Source organism: Streptomyces sp. NPDC003023 (assembly GCF_042888225.1).
Classification (GTDB): domain Bacteria; phylum Actinomycetota; class Actinomycetes; order Streptomycetales; family Streptomycetaceae; genus Streptomyces.
Genome location: NZ_JBIAPL010000006.1, coordinates 272532 through 287661 on the forward strand (window position 1 = coordinate 272532; position 15130 = coordinate 287661).

At 71.1% G+C, this 15130-nt stretch carries 13 protein-coding genes; 10 read left to right on the plus strand and 3 right to left on the minus strand.

The features are described from left to right. Nucleotides 1-8 precede the first annotated feature (8 nt). From ACFYV1_RS21470 to ACFYV1_RS21495, 6 genes are all read left to right on the plus strand, one after another. Nucleotides 9-1625 (plus strand): carboxyl transferase domain-containing protein, encoded by a 1617-nt coding sequence (locus ACFYV1_RS21470; protein ID WP_389397111.1) that lies wholly within the window; start codon nucleotides 9-11, stop codon nucleotides 1623-1625. 20 nt (nucleotides 1626-1645) lie between these two features. After that, a complete protein-coding gene (locus ACFYV1_RS21475; protein ID WP_389397302.1) occupies nucleotides 1646-3631 on the plus strand; it encodes an acetyl/propionyl/methylcrotonyl-CoA carboxylase subunit alpha in 1986 nt (661 codons plus the stop codon). Then, nucleotides 3628-4572 (plus strand): hydroxymethylglutaryl-CoA lyase, encoded by a 945-nt coding sequence (locus ACFYV1_RS21480; RefSeq protein ID WP_389397112.1) that lies wholly within the window; start codon nucleotides 3628-3630, stop codon nucleotides 4570-4572. Before ACFYV1_RS21475 ends, ACFYV1_RS21480 begins: the two co-directional genes overlap by 4 nt. Nucleotides 4573-4579: 7 nt before the next feature. Continuing rightward, the gene (locus tag ACFYV1_RS21485; RefSeq protein ID WP_389397113.1) at nucleotides 4580-5740 is read left to right on the plus strand and encodes an acyl-CoA dehydrogenase family protein; all 1161 of its coding nucleotides are present in this window, start codon (nucleotides 4580-4582) and stop codon (nucleotides 5738-5740) included. Between the two features lie 182 nt (nucleotides 5741-5922). Further along, the gene (locus ACFYV1_RS21490; protein WP_389397114.1) at nucleotides 5923-6957 is read left to right on the plus strand and encodes an ABC transporter substrate-binding protein; all 1035 of its coding nucleotides are present in this window, start codon (nucleotides 5923-5925) and stop codon (nucleotides 6955-6957) included. A gap of 2 nt (nucleotides 6958-6959) precedes the next feature. Beyond that, nucleotides 6960-7811, plus strand: coding sequence for a siderophore-interacting protein (locus tag ACFYV1_RS21495; protein WP_389397115.1), 852 nt, complete (start codon nucleotides 6960-6962; stop codon nucleotides 7809-7811). 112 nt (nucleotides 7812-7923) lie between these two features. Here the strand turns inward: ACFYV1_RS21495 and ACFYV1_RS21500 are convergent, their stop codons facing one another. Beyond that, entirely contained in the window at nucleotides 7924-9543 is a 1620-nt protein-coding gene (locus tag ACFYV1_RS21500) for a beta-N-acetylhexosaminidase (RefSeq protein ID WP_389397116.1), read from the minus strand. Nucleotides 9544-9668: 125 nt separating this feature from the next. On the opposite strand from ACFYV1_RS21500, the gene ACFYV1_RS21505 reads away from it, so the two are divergent. The 3 genes from ACFYV1_RS21505 to glmS all read left to right on the plus strand — a co-directional run bounded on the left by ACFYV1_RS21505 (nucleotide 9669) and on the right by glmS (nucleotide 12810). Next, the gene (locus ACFYV1_RS21505; RefSeq protein WP_389397117.1) at nucleotides 9669-10586 is read left to right on the plus strand and encodes a DUF4429 domain-containing protein; all 918 of its coding nucleotides are present in this window, start codon (nucleotides 9669-9671) and stop codon (nucleotides 10584-10586) included. An 88-nt stretch (nucleotides 10587-10674) separates the two neighbouring features. Next, nucleotides 10675-10941: a hypothetical protein gene (locus ACFYV1_RS21510; protein ID WP_389397303.1), complete on the plus strand. Its 267-nt coding sequence runs from the start codon at nucleotides 10675-10677 to the stop codon at nucleotides 10939-10941. A 51-nt stretch (nucleotides 10942-10992) separates the two neighbouring features. Further along, nucleotides 10993-12810, plus strand: coding sequence for a glutamine--fructose-6-phosphate transaminase (isomerizing) (glmS, locus tag ACFYV1_RS21515; protein WP_389397118.1), 1818 nt, complete (start codon nucleotides 10993-10995; stop codon nucleotides 12808-12810). 135 nt (nucleotides 12811-12945) lie between these two features. Here the strand turns inward: glmS and ACFYV1_RS21520 are convergent, their stop codons facing one another. Together ACFYV1_RS21520 and ACFYV1_RS21525 are read right to left on the minus strand one after the other, a co-directional pair. Continuing rightward, a complete protein-coding gene (locus ACFYV1_RS21520; RefSeq protein ID WP_389397119.1) occupies nucleotides 12946-13521 on the minus strand; it encodes an acetate uptake transporter in 576 nt (191 codons plus the stop codon). Nucleotides 13522-13784: 263 nt separating this feature from the next. Further along, on the minus strand, nucleotides 13785-14306 hold the full coding sequence (locus ACFYV1_RS21525; RefSeq protein ID WP_389397120.1) for a universal stress protein: 522 nt from the start codon (nucleotides 14304-14306) through the stop codon (nucleotides 13785-13787). Between the two features lie 372 nt (nucleotides 14307-14678). Between ACFYV1_RS21525 and ACFYV1_RS21530 the strand changes: the two genes are divergently transcribed. Then, nucleotides 14679-15116, plus strand: coding sequence for a hypothetical protein (locus tag ACFYV1_RS21530; protein WP_389397121.1), 438 nt, complete (start codon nucleotides 14679-14681; stop codon nucleotides 15114-15116). Nucleotides 15117-15130: the final 14 nt, after the last annotated feature.

Here is a 15130-nt window from a genome sequence, read left to right on the forward strand (position 1 = left end):
CTCGATCGATGCAGCAGGCACCAGTGCTGACGAGCGCCGCGGACCCGGCGTCCGAGGCCTGGCAGGCCAATGAGGCAGCACACCAGGAGCTCGCCGACGGCCTGCGGTCCCGCCTCGCGGCGGCCCGCCTCGGCGGCGGCGAGAAGGCGCGCGCCCGTCACACGGCGCGCGGCAAGCTGCTGCCGAGGGACAGGGTGGACAACCTTCTCGACCCCGGCTCGCCCTTCCTGGAGCTGGCCCCGCTGGCGGCCGAGGGGATGTACGAGGGGCAGGCGCCCGCCGCCGGTGTCATCGCCGGCATCGGCCGGGTCAGCGGCCGTGAGGTCGTCGTCGTGGCGAACGACGCGACCGTCAAGGGCGGCACCTACTACCCGATGACGGTGAAGAAGCACCTGCGGGCGCAGGAGGTGGCGCTGGAGAACCGGCTGCCCTGCGTCTATCTGGTCGACTCGGGCGGCGCGTTCCTGCCGATGCAGGACGAGGTCTTCCCCGACCGCGAGCACTTCGGGCGCATCTTCTACAACCAGGCCCGGATGTCCGGCGCGGGCATCCCGCAGATCGCGGCCGTCCTCGGCTCCTGCACGGCCGGCGGCGCGTACGTCCCCGCGATGAGCGACGAGGCGGTGATCGTGCGCAACCAGGGCACGATCTTCCTCGGCGGTCCGCCGCTGGTGAAGGCGGCGACCGGCGAGGTCGTCACCGCGGAGGAGCTCGGCGGCGGCGAGGTCCACTCCCGCGTCTCCGGCGTCACCGACCACCTCGCGGAGGACGACGCGCACGCGCTGCGGATCGTGCGCAACATCGTGGCGACGCTTCCGGAGCGCGGCCCGCTGCCCTGGACGGTCGAGCCCGCCGAGGAGCCCAAGGTCGACCCCGCCGGGCTGTACGGCGCGGTGCCGGTCGACTCCCGCACCCCGTACGACGTCCGCGAGGTCATCGCCAGGATCGCGGACGGCTCCCGCTTCTCGGAGTTCAAGTCCGAGTTCGGCCAGACCCTGATCACCGGCTTCGCACGGATCCACGGCCATCCCGTCGGCATCGTCGCCAACAACGGCATCCTGTTCGCCGAGTCCGCCCAGAAGGGCGCGCACTTCATCGAGCTGTGCGACCAGCGCGGCATCCCGCTGCTCTTCCTCCAGAACATCTCCGGCTTCATGGTCGGCAAGGACTACGAGGCGGGCGGCATCGCCAAGCACGGCGCCAAGATGGTCACCGCCGTGGCCTGCACCCGTGTGCCCAAGCTGACGGTCGTCGTCGGCGGTTCGTACGGCGCGGGCAACTACTCCATGTGCGGCCGGGCGTACAGCCCCCGCTTCCTGTGGATGTGGCCCAACGCCAAGATCTCGGTCATGGGCGGCGAGCAGGCCGCCTCCGTGCTGGCCACCGTCAAGCGGGACCAGCTGGAGGGCCGCGGCGAGCAGTGGTCCGCCGAGCAGGAGGAGACCTTCAAGGATCCGATCCGCGCCCAGTACGAGACACAGGGCAACGCCTACTACGCGACGGCCCGCCTGTGGGACGACGGCGTGATCGACCCGATGGAGACCCGGCAGGTGCTGGGGCTCGCTCTGACCGCGTGTGCCAACGCACCGTTGGGAGACGCCGGCTTCGGCGTCTTCCGGATGTGAGGGACCTCAAGACGATGACGATGTTCGACACCGTTCTGGTGGCCAACAGGGGCGAGATCGCCGTACGGGTCATCCGCACCCTGCGGTCCCTCGGCGTGCGCTCCGTGGCCGTCTTCAGCGACGCCGACGCCGACGCCCGCCATGTGCGCGAGGCGGACACGGCCGTCCGCATCGGCCCCGCGCCGGCCGCGGAGAGCTACCTCTCGATCGACCGGCTGCTGGACGCCGCGACCCGCACCGGCGCCCAGGCCGTCCATCCGGGCTACGGGTTCCTCGCGGAGAACGCCGGCTTCGCCCGGGCCTGCGAGGAGGCCGGTCTGGTCTTCATCGGCCCGCCCGCCTCCGCGATCTCCCTGATGGGCGACAAGATCCGCGCCAAGGAGACCGTGAAGGCGGCCGGCGTCCCGGTCGTGCCCGGCTCCTCGGGCAGCGGTCTGAGCGACGAGGAACTGGCCGCGGCGGCCCGTGAGATCGGCATGCCGGTGCTGCTCAAGCCCTCGGCGGGCGGCGGTGGCAAGGGCATGCGGCTCACCCGCGTCGAGTCGGCCCTGATGGACGAGATCGCGGCGGCCCGGCGGGAGGCGCGCGCCTCCTTCGGCGACGACACGCTGCTCGTCGAGCGCTGGATCGACCGCCCCCGGCACATCGAGATCCAGGTGCTGGCCGACGGCCACGGCAACGTGGTGCACCTCGGCGAGCGCGAGTGCTCGCTGCAGCGCCGCCACCAGAAGATCATCGAGGAGGCGCCGTCCGTCCTGCTGGACGAGGCGACGCGTGCGGCGATGGGCGAGGCGGCCGTGCAGGCCGCCCGCTCCTGCGGCTACCGCGGCGCGGGCACGGTGGAGTTCATCGTCCCGGGCACGGACCCCTCGCAGTACTACTTCATGGAGATGAACACCCGTCTCCAGGTCGAGCACCCGGTCACCGAGCTGGTGACGGGCCTGGACCTGGTGGAGTGGCAGCTGCGGGTGGCGGCCGGCGAGCGGCTGGTGTTCGCCCAGGACGACATCACGCTCACCGGGCACGCGGTCGAGGCCCGGATCTGCGCCGAGACTGTGTCTTTCAAAGCGGGCGCCCGCGGCTTCCTGCCCTCCGGAGGCACGGTCCTGCGGCTCCAGGAGCCGCAGGGCGACGGTGTGCGCACCGACTCCGGCCTCACCGAGGGCGCGGAGGTCGGCAGCCTGTACGACCCGATGCTGTCCAAGGTCATCGCCTACGGCCCCGACCGCCCGACCGCGCTGCGCAAGCTGCGCGCCGCCCTCGCGGACACGGTGACGCTCGGCGTCCCGACGAACGCCGGGTTCCTGCGCCGGCTGCTGGCCCACCCGGCGGTGGTGTCCGGCGAGATGGACACCGGTCTGGTGGAGCGCGAGGCGGACGACCTGGTGCCGGACGGCGTACCGGACGAGGTGTACGAAGCGGCGGCGGCCGTGCGGGCGCAGGCCCTGGCGCCCGCCGCCCACGGCTGGACCGACCCGTTCTCGGTGCCGAGCGGCTGGCGGATGGGCGGCGCACCCGTGCCGCTCGCCTTCCCGTTGCGGATTCCGGGGACGGAGCCGGTCACCCATACGGTGCGCGGGCAGTCGACGCCCCGGGTGGAGGCCCACACGGTCCGCGTGGAGATGCACGGCGTCACGCACACCTTCCACCGCGCCGGCGACTGGCTCGGCCGGGACGGCGACTCCTGGCACGTCACGGACCACGACCCGGTCGAGGCGTCGCTCGGCGGAGCCGCCCACTCCGGTGCGGACACCCTGGCCGCGCCGATGCCCGGCACGGTCACCGTCGTCAAGGTCGCCGTCGGCGACGTGGTGGCGGCGGGCCAGAGCCTGCTCGTGGTCGAGGCGATGAAGATGGAGCACGTCATCTCCGCCCCGCACGCAGGGACGGTCACCGAGCTCGACGTCACCGCGGGTTCGACCGTCGCCATGGACCAGGTGCTCGCCGTCGTCACTCCCGAGGAGACGGACGAGGCCGGCGGGACCGACGAGGAGGCCCGGCGATGACCGGCACGGAAGGCCTGCCCATGACGGTCCGCGCCAAGGGTCTTCCGGCGCGCGTCCGCATCCACGAGGTCGGCCCGCGCGACGGCCTGCAGAACGAGCAGTCCACCGTGCCGACGGAGGTCAAGGCGGAGTTCATCCGCCGCCTCGCCGGCGCCGGGCTGAGCACGGTCGAGGCGACCAGCTTCGTCCACCCCAAGTGGGTGCCCCAACTGGCGGACGCGGAACAGTTGTTCCCGCTCGTCAGTGATCTCACGGGGGTACGGCTGCCGGTCCTGGTCCCCAACGACCGGGGCCTGGACCGGGCCCTGGGCCTCGGGGCCCGTGAGGTGGCCGTGTTCGCCAGTGCCACCGAATCGTTCGCCAAGGCCAACCTCAACCGCACGGTCGACGAGGCCCTCACCATGTTCGCGCCCGTCGTGACCAGGGCCGTCGAGCACGGGCTGCGGGTCCGCGGCTATCTCAGCATGTGCTTCGGCGACCCGTGGGAGGGCGCGGTCCCCGTCGAGCAGGTCGTCCGTGTCGTCCGGCGCCTCGCCGACATGGGCTGCGACGAGCTGAGCCTCGGCGACACCATCGGCGTCGCCACGCCCGGCCATGTCGCCGCCCTGCTCACCGCGCTGAACGAGGCCGGGGTGCCGAGCGGCCGGCTGGCCGTGCACTTCCACGACACCTACGGCCAGGCACTCGCCAACACCCTCGCCGCGCTGCAGCACGGAGTGAGCGTCGTCGACTCCTCCGCCGGCGGCCTCGGCGGCTGCCCGTATGCGAAGAGCGCGACCGGAAACCTCGCCACCGAGGACCTCGTGTGGATGCTTCACGGCCTCGGCATAGAAACCGGGGTCGATCTCGGCCGGCTCACCGACACGAGCGTGTGGATGGCCGAGCAGCTGGGCCGCCCCAGCCCTTCCCGTACCGTCCGTGCCCTCTCCCACAAGGAGTGACCCCCTGATGTCCCTGGACCACCGGCTGTCGGCCGAACACGAGGAACTCCGCCGCACGGTCGAGCAGTTCGCGCACGACGTGATAGCGCCGAAGATCGGCGACTTCTACGAGCGGCACGAGTTCCCTTACGAGATCGTCCGCGAGATGGGCCGTATGGGCCTGTTCGGGCTGCCGTTCCCCGAGGAGTACGGCGGCATGGGCGGCGACTATCTCGCCCTCGGCATCGCCTTGGAGGAGCTGGCCCGCGTCGACTCGTCCGTGGCGATCACCCTGGAGGCGGGTGTCTCGCTCGGCGCGATGCCGATCCACCTGTTCGGCACCGACGAGCAGAAGCAGGAGTGGCTGCCCCGGCTGTGCTCCGGAGAGATCCTCGGGGCCTTCGGCCTCACCGAGCCGGACTGCGGTTCCGACGCCGGGGGCACGAAGACCACTGCCGTGCGCGACGGCGACGAGTGGGTCATCAACGGCTCCAAGTGCTTCATCACCAACTCGGGCACCGACATCACCGGTCTGGTCACCGTCACCGCGGTGACGGGCCGCAAGGCGGACGGACGGCCGGAGATCTCCGCCATCATCGTCCCGTCGGGCACCCCCGGCTTCACGGTCGCCGCCCCCTACTCCAAGGTCGGGTGGAACGCCTCCGACACCCGCGAGCTGTCGTTCGCCGACGTCCGCGTCCCGGCCGCCAACCTGCTCGGCGAGGAGGGCCGCGGGTACGCGCAGTTCCTGCGGATCCTCGACGAGGGCCGTATCGCCATCTCGGCGCTCGCGACGGGTCTCGCGCAGGGCTGCGTGGACGAGTCCGTGAAGTACGCCGGGGAGAGGCACGCGTTCGGGAAGCCGATCGGCGCGAACCAGGCCATCCAGTTCAAGATCGCGGACATGGAGATGAAGGCCCACATGGCCCGCGTCGGCTGGCGTGACGCGGCGTCGCGACTGGTGGCGGGTGAGCCGTTCAAGAAGGAGGCGGCGATCGCCAAGCTGTACTCGTCGACGGTCGCGGTGGACAACGCCCGTGAGGCGACCCAGATCCACGGCGGATACGGCTTCATGAACGAGTACCCGGTGGCCCGGATGTGGCGGGACTCCAAGATCCTGGAGATCGGCGAGGGCACGAGCGAGGTTCAGCGGATGCTGATCGCAAGGGAGTTGGGCCTCAGCTACTGATCGGGCGGAACACACGGCGCGCGGCACCCTCCGGGGGCCGCGCGCCGTCGCGTGTGCAAGGTCACGTCCGGCCCGGACAACGCGAACGAGGGCACCCCCTGGACTTGTTCTGAGGTTAGGCTAACCTACCTTCGAAACCTGCCAGTGGCCGAAACGGCACCTGTACGAAAGCGGACACCACCATGCCCAACGCCCGAGCTTCTCATTTCACCCGCCGCGGTCTGCTCTCCGCCGGCGGCGCCCTCGGGCTCGGCGTGGCGCTCGCCGCCTGCGGCCGGGAAAGCAAGAACGACAAGACCGGCGAGGCGGGCAAGGCCGCCCCGGAGACCGGCCCCTGGTCCTTCAAGGACGACCGCGGCCAGACGGCGGAGTCGAAGTCCGCGCCCAAGAACATCGTCGCCTTCACCGGCACCGCCGCCGCCCTGTTCGACTACGGCATCGAGGTCAAGGGCGTCTTCGGCCCGACCAGGACGGCCGACGGCAAGCCCGACGTCCAGGCCGGCGACATGGACATCAGCAAGCTCGAGATCCTGGGCAACGTCTGGGGCGAGTTCAGCGTCGAGAAGTACGCGGCCCTCGCACCGGAGCTGCTGGTGACGGACATGTGGGAGAAGAACGCCCTCTGGTACGTGCCGGACCAGTCCAAGGACAAGATCCTGGGGCTGGCCCCGAGCGTCGCCCTCTGGGCCGCCCAGATCAACATGCCGGGCGCGCTCCAGCGCCGCGCGGACCTCGCGGAGTCCCTGGGCGCCGACATGAAGTCCCAGAACGTCACGGACGCCAAGGCCCGTTTCGAGAAGGCCGCGGAGCGTCTGCGCCAGGCCGCCAAGGCCAAGCCGAACCTGAAGGTCCTCATCGGCTCCGGCAGCCAGGACCTCTTCTACGTCTCCGTACCGAAGATGTCCGCGGACACGCTCTACTTCCAGGAGCTCGGCGTGAAGTTCGTCGAGCCCGAGCCGAACGCCCAGGGCTTCTTCGAGGAGCTCAGCTGGGAGAACGCCGCCAAGTACGAGGCCGACATCATCATGCTCGACAACCGCACCGGCACCCTGCAGCCCGAGACCCTCGAGGCCAAGCCCACCTGGGCCGGGCTCCCGGCGGTGAAGGCCGGTCAGGTCGTCCCGCGCGTCACCGAGCCGATCTACTCGTACGACAAGTGCGCGCCGATCCTCGAGGATCTCGCCAAGGCCATCGAGACCTCCAAGAAGGTCTCCTGACGATGACGACCGCGGCCGAACCCGCCCCGTTCCGCTTCTTCGACCTGCGGGTGGCGCGGACGAGGCGGCTCGGCCCGTCGCTCGTCCGCATCACCTTCACCGGGCAGGACGAAGACGGCATCGAGGACCTCGCGGCCGGCGGCCGCGACCAGTCCCTGTCACTGTTCCTGCCGCACCCCGGCCAGGACGCGCCGGTGGTCCCCGTCGACGCGGGCGACCTCTCCGCGGTGCTCGGCGCCTACCGGGCGCTGCCCGGCGACGTGCGTGCCGTGATGCGCTCCTACACGGTGCGGGAGCAGCGCGCCGAGGCGGGCGAGGTGGACATCGACTTCGCCGTCCACGAGGACGGCGGGCCGGCCTGCCGCTGGGCCCTGGCCGCCGAACCCGGTCACAGGGTGACAGTGCTCGGCCCGGCCGTCGCCGACAACACCGGCGTGCGCTGCCGACCGCCGCAGGACACCGACTGGGTGCTGATCTGGGCGGACGAGACGGCTCTGCCGGCCGCCGCGGCCATCCTGGAGTGGCTGCCGGCCGGCCGGAAGGCCAAGGTCTGGTTCGAGGTCCCCCGCGCCGGGGACAGGCTGCCGCTCGAGAGCGACGCCGATGCCGACGTCACCTGGCTCGTCCGCGAGGAGAACGCGCCCTCCGCCGTGGAAGCCGTCGCCGCCGCGAAGCTGCCCGAGGGCGTCCCGTACGCGTGGATCGCGGGCGAGTCGGGAAGCGTCAGGGCACTGCGGCGCCACCTGGTGAACGACCGCGGGTTCGACCGCCGGAAGGTCACCTTCGTCGGCTACTGGAAGCGCGGCCTGAGCGAGGACGGTCTGCGCGAGGAGGCGGCCGAAGAGGCCGTCTAGCGCTGTGACCGGCGAGGACGGCACGGTGTCGGCCGGCGCCGGTGTCGGCCCGCGCGTAAACGGCCGGTGCCCGGCGGGAGCGACCTCTCCCGCCGGGCACCGGTTTCTCAGATCACTGTGCGGGCCACGGCACCTGCGGCGAGCGGTAGTAGTCGATCCCGAGGGCCGACAGCCGCGGCCCCTGCGCGGCGAGCCGCACCTTGTACGCGTCCCAGTCGTGCGTGGACGCCGGGGACCAGCCCAGCTCGGCGACGCCGGGCAGCCGCGGGAACGCCATCTGGTCGATGTGCGCGTTCGTGGAGATGGTCTCCGTCCACAGCGGCGCCTCGACACCCTTGATGGCCTCGGCAGGGGCGCCCGGCAGGTAGTTCCCCGGGTCCCAGTCGTAGGACCGCTGGACCTCCACGTAGCCGGCCCAGGCGAGACCCAGCTTGGTCTCCTTGTTGTACTTCATGTCGAGGTAGACCCGGTCGGCCGGCGAGAGAACCAGTCCCGTGCCGTTCCTCGCGGCCGCCGCGACCTGTTCCTTCTCCGCCGGGTTGGTGCGGTCGAGGCCCCAGTACTGGGCCAGGGCGCCCTTCTGCGGCGTCGCGCCGGTCAGCTGGTGCCAGCCGATGACGGTCTTGCCGTACTTGGCGACGATCGGCTGCACCCGGTCCATGAACGCCACGTAGTCCTCGTGGCTGGTGGAGTGGGCCTCGTCGCCACCGATGTGGATGTACTTGCCCGGGGTGAGGGCGGCAAGCTCACGGATCACGTCGTCCGCGAAGTCGTACGTCACCGGCTTGGGCACGCACAGCGAGCTGAAGCCGACGGCCGTGCCCGTGTAGAGCGGCGGGGCCACGCCGTCGCAGTTGAGTTCGGCGTACGAGGCGAGGGCGGCGTTGGTGTGGCCCGGCATGTCGATCTCCGGCACCACCTCGAGGTAGCGGGAGGCGGCGTACCGCAGGATCTCCCGGTACTGGTCCTTCGTGTAGAAGCCGCCGGGGCCGCCGCCGACCTGCGTGGAACCTCCGTAGGTGGTCAGCCGGGGCCACGAGTCGATGGCGAGGCGCCAGCCCTGGTCGTCGGAGAGGTGCAGATGCAGTTTGTTGATCTTGTACACGGCCAGATGGTCGATGTAGCGCTTGACCTGCTCGACGGTGAGGAAGTGCCGTGAGACGTCAAGCATCGCGCCGCGGTAGGCGTAACGCGGGCTGTCGGTGATCGTGCCGCCCGCCACCTGCCACGGACCGCTCTGCCGTGTGTCCTTCTCGACGGAGGCGGGCAGCAGCTGCCGCAGCGTCTGAATGCCGTGGAAGAGGCCCGCGGGCCGTCGGGCGGTGATGGTGACACCGCCGGGAGCGGACTGCAGGCGGTAGCCCTCGTCACCCAGGGCGCTCTCCCCCGCCCGCAGCCGGAGCCGGATCGACTGGGCCCCGGGCCGGGTGGTGACGGGCAGGGCGTAGCCGGTCGAGGGGCGCAGCACCTCGGCGAGGCGCTCCCCGACGGCGCGCGCCTCGGGCGAGGCGTCCGTCTGGATGCGGGCCTTGGAGGTCAGGGTGTAGGGCGCGCCGCCCGGTAGTACGGAGGCGGGCGCGGGGACGATCTGGCCGAGCGGGCGGGCCGTGGGGGTGGATTCGGCGCCGGCGGACGTGGCCGCCTGGCTGGATGCTGTGGCGCCGGAGAGGGCCGCCGCCGTGACGAGCAGCAGCGAACCGAGAAGACGGGGAAGCGGTCTGGACTGACTCACAGGCTGGGGTCCCTTCGACGGGTCTCGTCTGTGGCAGAGCGCCGGGCTCACCATGCGTACCGCGCGCCTCAACTACGGTCAAGGTGTAGACCACTTACTCGTTCCGCCGGTGAAAGAATCCCCTCATGGCGGAAATCATCCAGAAGGACGGGACATGGACGTTCGACGGGGACACGATCCGTGTCGTGCCGGGCAACGACAGGAGCGTGAGTCCGCTGCGCCGTGCCCTCGGCGAAACGACGCTTCCGCTCGAGGCCTTGGCGGGCGTCTCGTTCGAGTCCGGCAGGAAGGCGGGCCGTCTGCGGTTGCGGCTGCGTGACGGCGCGGATCCCCTGCTGCAGATTACCGGAGGCAGGCTGGACGACGCCTCCTCGCCGTACCGGCTGGCCGTGGAACCGGACCGCTTCGGGGTGGCTGAGTACTTCGTGGACGAGGTGCGTCGCGCACTGCTGCTGGAGCAGACGGGGTCCGGACCCCTGGCTGCCTACGCGCTGCCGGGACCGCCGATACCGATCACGGTCGGAGCAGGCGACGGCACGGTCACGTTCGACGGCGAGCGGATCCGCCTGGAGTGGAACTGGAAGGCGTCCGAGTCGAAGCAGGCGGGCGGTGCGCGCACGCTGGCGCTGGCGGACGTGAAGGCGGTGGAGTGGCTACCCGCCGCCGGGCTGGAGAACGGGTACCTGCGCTTCCGCACGGCCGCGGCGCCCGCCCAGAGCCCGCCGAAGCACGACCCGCACGCGGTGGAGCTGTGGGGCTTCCGCAAGGACCCGCTGATGGCCCTGGTCGCGGCGGCCGTCGTGGCGCGTATGCCGCATCCCTACGCCGCCGGCCCGGCACCGGCGGCCGCCCGGCCCGCGGAGCTGCCCGCGGCCCGCGTCGCAGGGACCGCCACCACCCCGGCCCCCGCCCCCGCTCCCGGTGGGGACGATCACGATGCGCTGCTTCGCCGTCTGCGTGAGCTGGGCGAGCTGCGTCAGGCGGGAGTACTGACGGAGGACGAGTTCAGCATCGCGAAACAGGCCGTCCTGAAGCGGATGTGAGCTATCTCCTGCCCGGATTCGGGCAGGATTCTTGCGGTGAGGGGTGCACGACCTCCAATATCTACGGGTGCTCGAACCTCGCCAGTCAGTGCGCCCACCGCACGACGACCTTGTCGAACACCTGGTGCGCAGCACCGCGCTCCAGCGCGGCGAAGCGGCCCGGGTGGTGCTCGACGTGCTGGCGTACTTCGACGAGACGACCGAGGAATTCGTCCGCCGCCGCCACCGTGAACTGCAGTCCGGTGGTGCGGTGAACGCCGAGATCTTCGAGCGGATCGCGGCCGAACTGCCGCACCGCGCCGTGGCGCCGCCGGAGCTCTCGCTCCGCCAGTTGCGCCGCATGGTCTACGGCTGACAGCCCTCACGGGCCGGGCACACATCTGATCCATGGAGGGGTAGAAACTTTATGTGCGGAATTGTCGGATACATCGGCAAGCGTGATGTCGCTCCACTGCTGCTGGAAGGCCTGCAGCGGCTGGAGTACCGGGGATACGACTCGGCGGGCGTGGTGATCAACAGCCCGAAGTCGGCCGCCCTGAAGATGGTGAAGGCCAAGGGTCGCGTCCGTGACCTGGAGGCCCGCGTCCCCAAGCGCTTCGCCGGCACCACCGGCATCGCCCACACCCGCTGGGCCACGCACGGTGCCCCCAGCGACGTGAACTCGCACCCGCACCTGGACCCCGACAACAAGGTCGCCGTCGTCCACAACGGCATCGTCGACAACGCGGCCGAACTGCGCGCCAAGCTCGAGGCCGACGGCGTCGTCTTCGCCTCCGAGACGGACACCGAGGTGATCACCCACCTGATCGCCCGCTCCCAGGCCACCACCCTGGAGGAGAAGGTCCGCGAGGCCGTCAAGCTGATCGAGGGCACGTACGGCATCGCCGTCATGCACGCCGACTTCGCCGACCGCATCGTGGTGGCCCGCAACGGCTCCCCCGTCGTCCTCGGCATCGGCGAGAAGGAGATGTTCGTCGCCTCCGACGTCGCCGCCCTGATCGCCCACACCCGCCAGGTCGTCACCCTCGACGACGGCGAGATGGCCACCCTCAAAGCCGACGACTTCCGCACCTACACGACCTCCGGCGCGACCACCACCGCCACCCCGGAGACCGTGGAGTGGGAGGCCGCCTCCTACGACATGGGCGGCCACGACACGTACATGCACAAGGAGATCTCCGAGCAGCCCGACGCCGTCGACCGCGTCCTGCGCGGCCGCATCGACGACCGGTTCTCCACCGTCCACCTCGGCGGCCTCAACCTGGACGCCCGCGAGGCCCGCACCATCCGCCGGATCAAGATCCTCGGCTGCGGCACCTCGTACCACGCCGGTCTCATCGGCGCCGGGCTCATCGAGTCCATGGCCCGTATCCCGGCCGACGCCGAGCCCGCCTCGGAGTTCCGCTACCGCAACCCGGTCGTGGACCCCGACACCCTCTACATCGCCGTCTCCCAGTCCGGTGAGACCTACGACGTGCTGGCCGCCGTCCAGGAGCTCAAGCGCAAGGGCGCCCGCGTCCTCGGCGTCGTCAACGTCGTCGGCTCGGCGATCGCCCGCGAGGCCGACGGCGGCATGTACGTCCACGCCGGCCCCGAGGTCTGCGTCGTCTCCACCAAGTGCTTCACCAACACGGTCACCGCCTTCGCGCTGCTCGCCCTGCACCTGGGCCGCATCCGCGACCTGTCCGTGACCGACGGCAAGCGGATCATCGAGGGCCTGCGCAGGCTGCCCGCGCAGATCAGCGAGATCCTCGAGACCGAGGACGAGATCAAGAAGATCGCCGCAGAGTACGCCGGCGCCCAGTCGATGATGTTCATCGGCCGCGTGCGGGGCTATCCGGTGGCGCTGGAGGCCTCCCTGAAGCTCAAGGAGATCTCCTACATCCACGCCGAGGCGTACCCCGCCTCCGAGCTGAAGCACGGCCCGCTCGCCCTCATCGAGCCCGCCCTGCCGACGATCGCGATCGTCCCCGACGACGACCTGCTGGAGAAGAACCGCGCCGCCCTCGAGGAGATCAAGGCCCGCAGCGGCCGCATCCTCGCCGTCGCGCACCAGCCGCAGGCGAAGGCCGACCACACCATCGTCGTGCCCAAGAACGAGGACGAGCTGGACCCGATCCTCATGGGCATCCCGCTCCAGCTCCTCGCCTACCACACGGCACTGGCCATGGGCCGCGACATCGACAAGCCGCGCAACCTGGCCAAGTCCGTCACGGTCGAGTAGGCACGGCCCCCGGATCCGTCGAGAACCGCCCCCTTGATGCGCGCCACCTGCGCACAAGGGGGCGGTCCCCTTTCACATGGCCGGCGCGCAACCCTTCACGCCGGCCTCTGAGCTGCCGTGAGACCCCGGCGGGCCTCAGCCGGTGGCCGTCACCCCCCGGCGGCCGGCAGCGCGCCCGGTGAAGGTCGGCCACTTGGCGAGCGCTGCCGTCGCGCCGTACCAGGCCACCAGGCCCGCGACCGCGCCGACCCAGCCGCCGGCCTTGGCCAGCCCGTCGTTCCCCGCGAAGGCGGCCACCGCACCCAGCAGCAGCGCGAGGGTGAGCAACGCGTACACCCCCTGACCGAGCACACCGCTGCCCGAGGCCGCGGCGGTCAGCGTCAGCGCCAGCAGCGCCCACAGCAGCAGGAAGAGCCCTGCCGCCTCGGCCGAGGTCTCACCGCCGACAGCGGTGCCCCAGGTGAACCAGAACGCGCCCAGTCCGGCGAACGCCGTACCGGATCCGCCGTTTCCCGCCCGGAACTCGAGCAGACCGACGATGAAGAGCGCCACTCCGCCGACCCAGGTCGCGAGCGCGGCCGAGTCGGCCGCCGTCACGTTGTCGATCACGCCGGTGTTGCCGACGCCGAACGCCAACAGGGTCAGTCCGAGGGCGAGATGGCCGAGAGTCGAAGTAGAACCAGCGCTTCCCGCAGAGACGTCGTTGTCCACGGCGGGCTCCCTTCCTGTCCTGTGCAGTTGTGCTGCAGGCACTGCTGTCCTGCTGTCCCAGGACCGTTATGTACCCTTCACAAGCGCACAATCCACCTGCTACGGGTGAGTAGATTTCCCTGCACGCCTGCGCGGAAAGGAAGTTGGCGGTCGCTGACGCCGCCTCAGACGTCACTCCGGCCCGGGTGCACGCGGTGCGTCCCGCGCGAATCGTCCGTCGGGATCAGGCCGGGCTGGGCATCACGAGGATCCGAGCGAGAGTTTCAGGGGACGACGACCACCGGGCGCTGAGCGCGCTTCGCGAGCCGCCCCGCGACCGAGCCGAACAGCCGGCCGACGATGCCGTGCGTGGATCCGACCACGATCGCGTCGGCCGAGTACTCACGGCCGACCTCTTCCAGCTCATGGCAGATGTCGCCGCCGCGCTCGACCAGGATCCACGGGACCTCCGCGAGGTAGTCCGCACAGGCCAGCTCGAGGCCGAGGACCTCGGTGCGGTGGTCGGGCACGTCCACGAAGACGGGCGGCTCGCAGCCTGCCCAGACGGTGGTCGGCAGCCGGTTGGCCACATGGACGATGATCAGGCCGGAACCGATCCGTCTCGCCATACCGATGGCATAGGCGAGCGCTCGCTCGCTGGAGGTCGATCCGTCGAAACCGACGACGACTCCGTGCCGGAAGGCGGGATCGCATGAATGGCGTGCTTCTTCCACCGCCCGCAGGTCCGACAAGGGATCGGCTACCTGCTTGCGGTCCGCGGGTTCGGGGATTTCGTGACCGGCCATCGGTGTCTCGGCGAAAGAGGTCCTCTTGAGAGGGATCGACTCAGGAAGGTACGTCGTCGGCTGGAGTGACGGGGGAGCTGTGTCCGGGAATCATCTTCCCAACCCCATACCCCCAAGGGTACGGCGGCACTCCTCTCCTGCCCAGGGCGTGCTGCCCCCGTGTGCGACGTTCCAGGGAGCATGCCCGAGCGCGCGCAGGATCGCAATGCCGCTTGGCCACTACAGCCGTCTGCGCGCCAACGGTGACCGGATGACTCCGGTCCTCGTTGGCCAGCCGGACGCACCCCCGCGGCCATCCGCCGGAGGGCGCACCGGAGGCCGGTCGCCGACCGGGCCGGCCCAGAGATCACCACGCCGCCCCCAGGAGCATCCGTGCCCGCACGATCGTCCCCCCGCCCCTCCGCCCACTCCGGCCGATCCGGCCACTCGGCCCACTCCGGCCGATCCGGTCACTCGGCCCGCTCCGGTCCCCGGCCCTCCGGCCGGTCCGCGACCCGGCTCACCACCCGGCCCTCCGGGCGGTCCTCCGACTCCGCGGGCGACGTCATCCGCTGGGGCGCCTTCAGCTGCCTGCTGGTACCGGTCGTACTGGTCGTGTACGGGACATCCGTCGGTGGCGCGGCCGCCGCGGCCCTCGGTCTCGCCGCCGTGACCGCCGCCTGCCGGGCCCTGCTGCGCCGCTCCGAGCGGACCGCGGCCCGCGACCGGGAGGCCGAGGGCGGAGCGACGGCCGGAGGGCATCGTTCCGGTACTGTCCCGGGGGCCCGGCACGGCGCACGGCGGGGAACGAGCGGCCTGTCCGGCGACTGACGGTTTTCCGTGCT

Coding starts and splice junctions, on each gene's coding strand:
- ACFYV1_RS21470 (WP_389397111.1), top strand. CDS start 9: ATGCAGCAGGCACCAGTGCTGACGAGCGCCGCGGACCCGGCGTCCGAG.
- ACFYV1_RS21475 (WP_389397302.1), top strand. CDS start 1,646: ATGTTCGACACCGTTCTGGTGGCCAACAGGGGCGAGATCGCCGTACGG.
- ACFYV1_RS21480 (WP_389397112.1), top strand. CDS start 3,628: ATGACCGGCACGGAAGGCCTGCCCATGACGGTCCGCGCCAAGGGTCTT.
- ACFYV1_RS21485 (WP_389397113.1), top strand. CDS start 4,580: ATGTCCCTGGACCACCGGCTGTCGGCCGAACACGAGGAACTCCGCCGC.
- ACFYV1_RS21490 (WP_389397114.1), top strand. CDS start 5,923: ATGCCCAACGCCCGAGCTTCTCATTTCACCCGCCGCGGTCTGCTCTCC.
- ACFYV1_RS21495 (WP_389397115.1), top strand. CDS start 6,960: ATGACGACCGCGGCCGAACCCGCCCCGTTCCGCTTCTTCGACCTGCGG.
- ACFYV1_RS21505 (WP_389397117.1), top strand. CDS start 9,669: ATGGCGGAAATCATCCAGAAGGACGGGACATGGACGTTCGACGGGGAC.
- glmS (WP_389397118.1), top strand. CDS start 10,993: ATGTGCGGAATTGTCGGATACATCGGCAAGCGTGATGTCGCTCCACTG.
- ACFYV1_RS21525 (WP_389397120.1), bottom strand. CDS start 14,306: ATGGCCGGTCACGAAATCCCCGAACCCGCGGACCGCAAGCAGGTAGCC.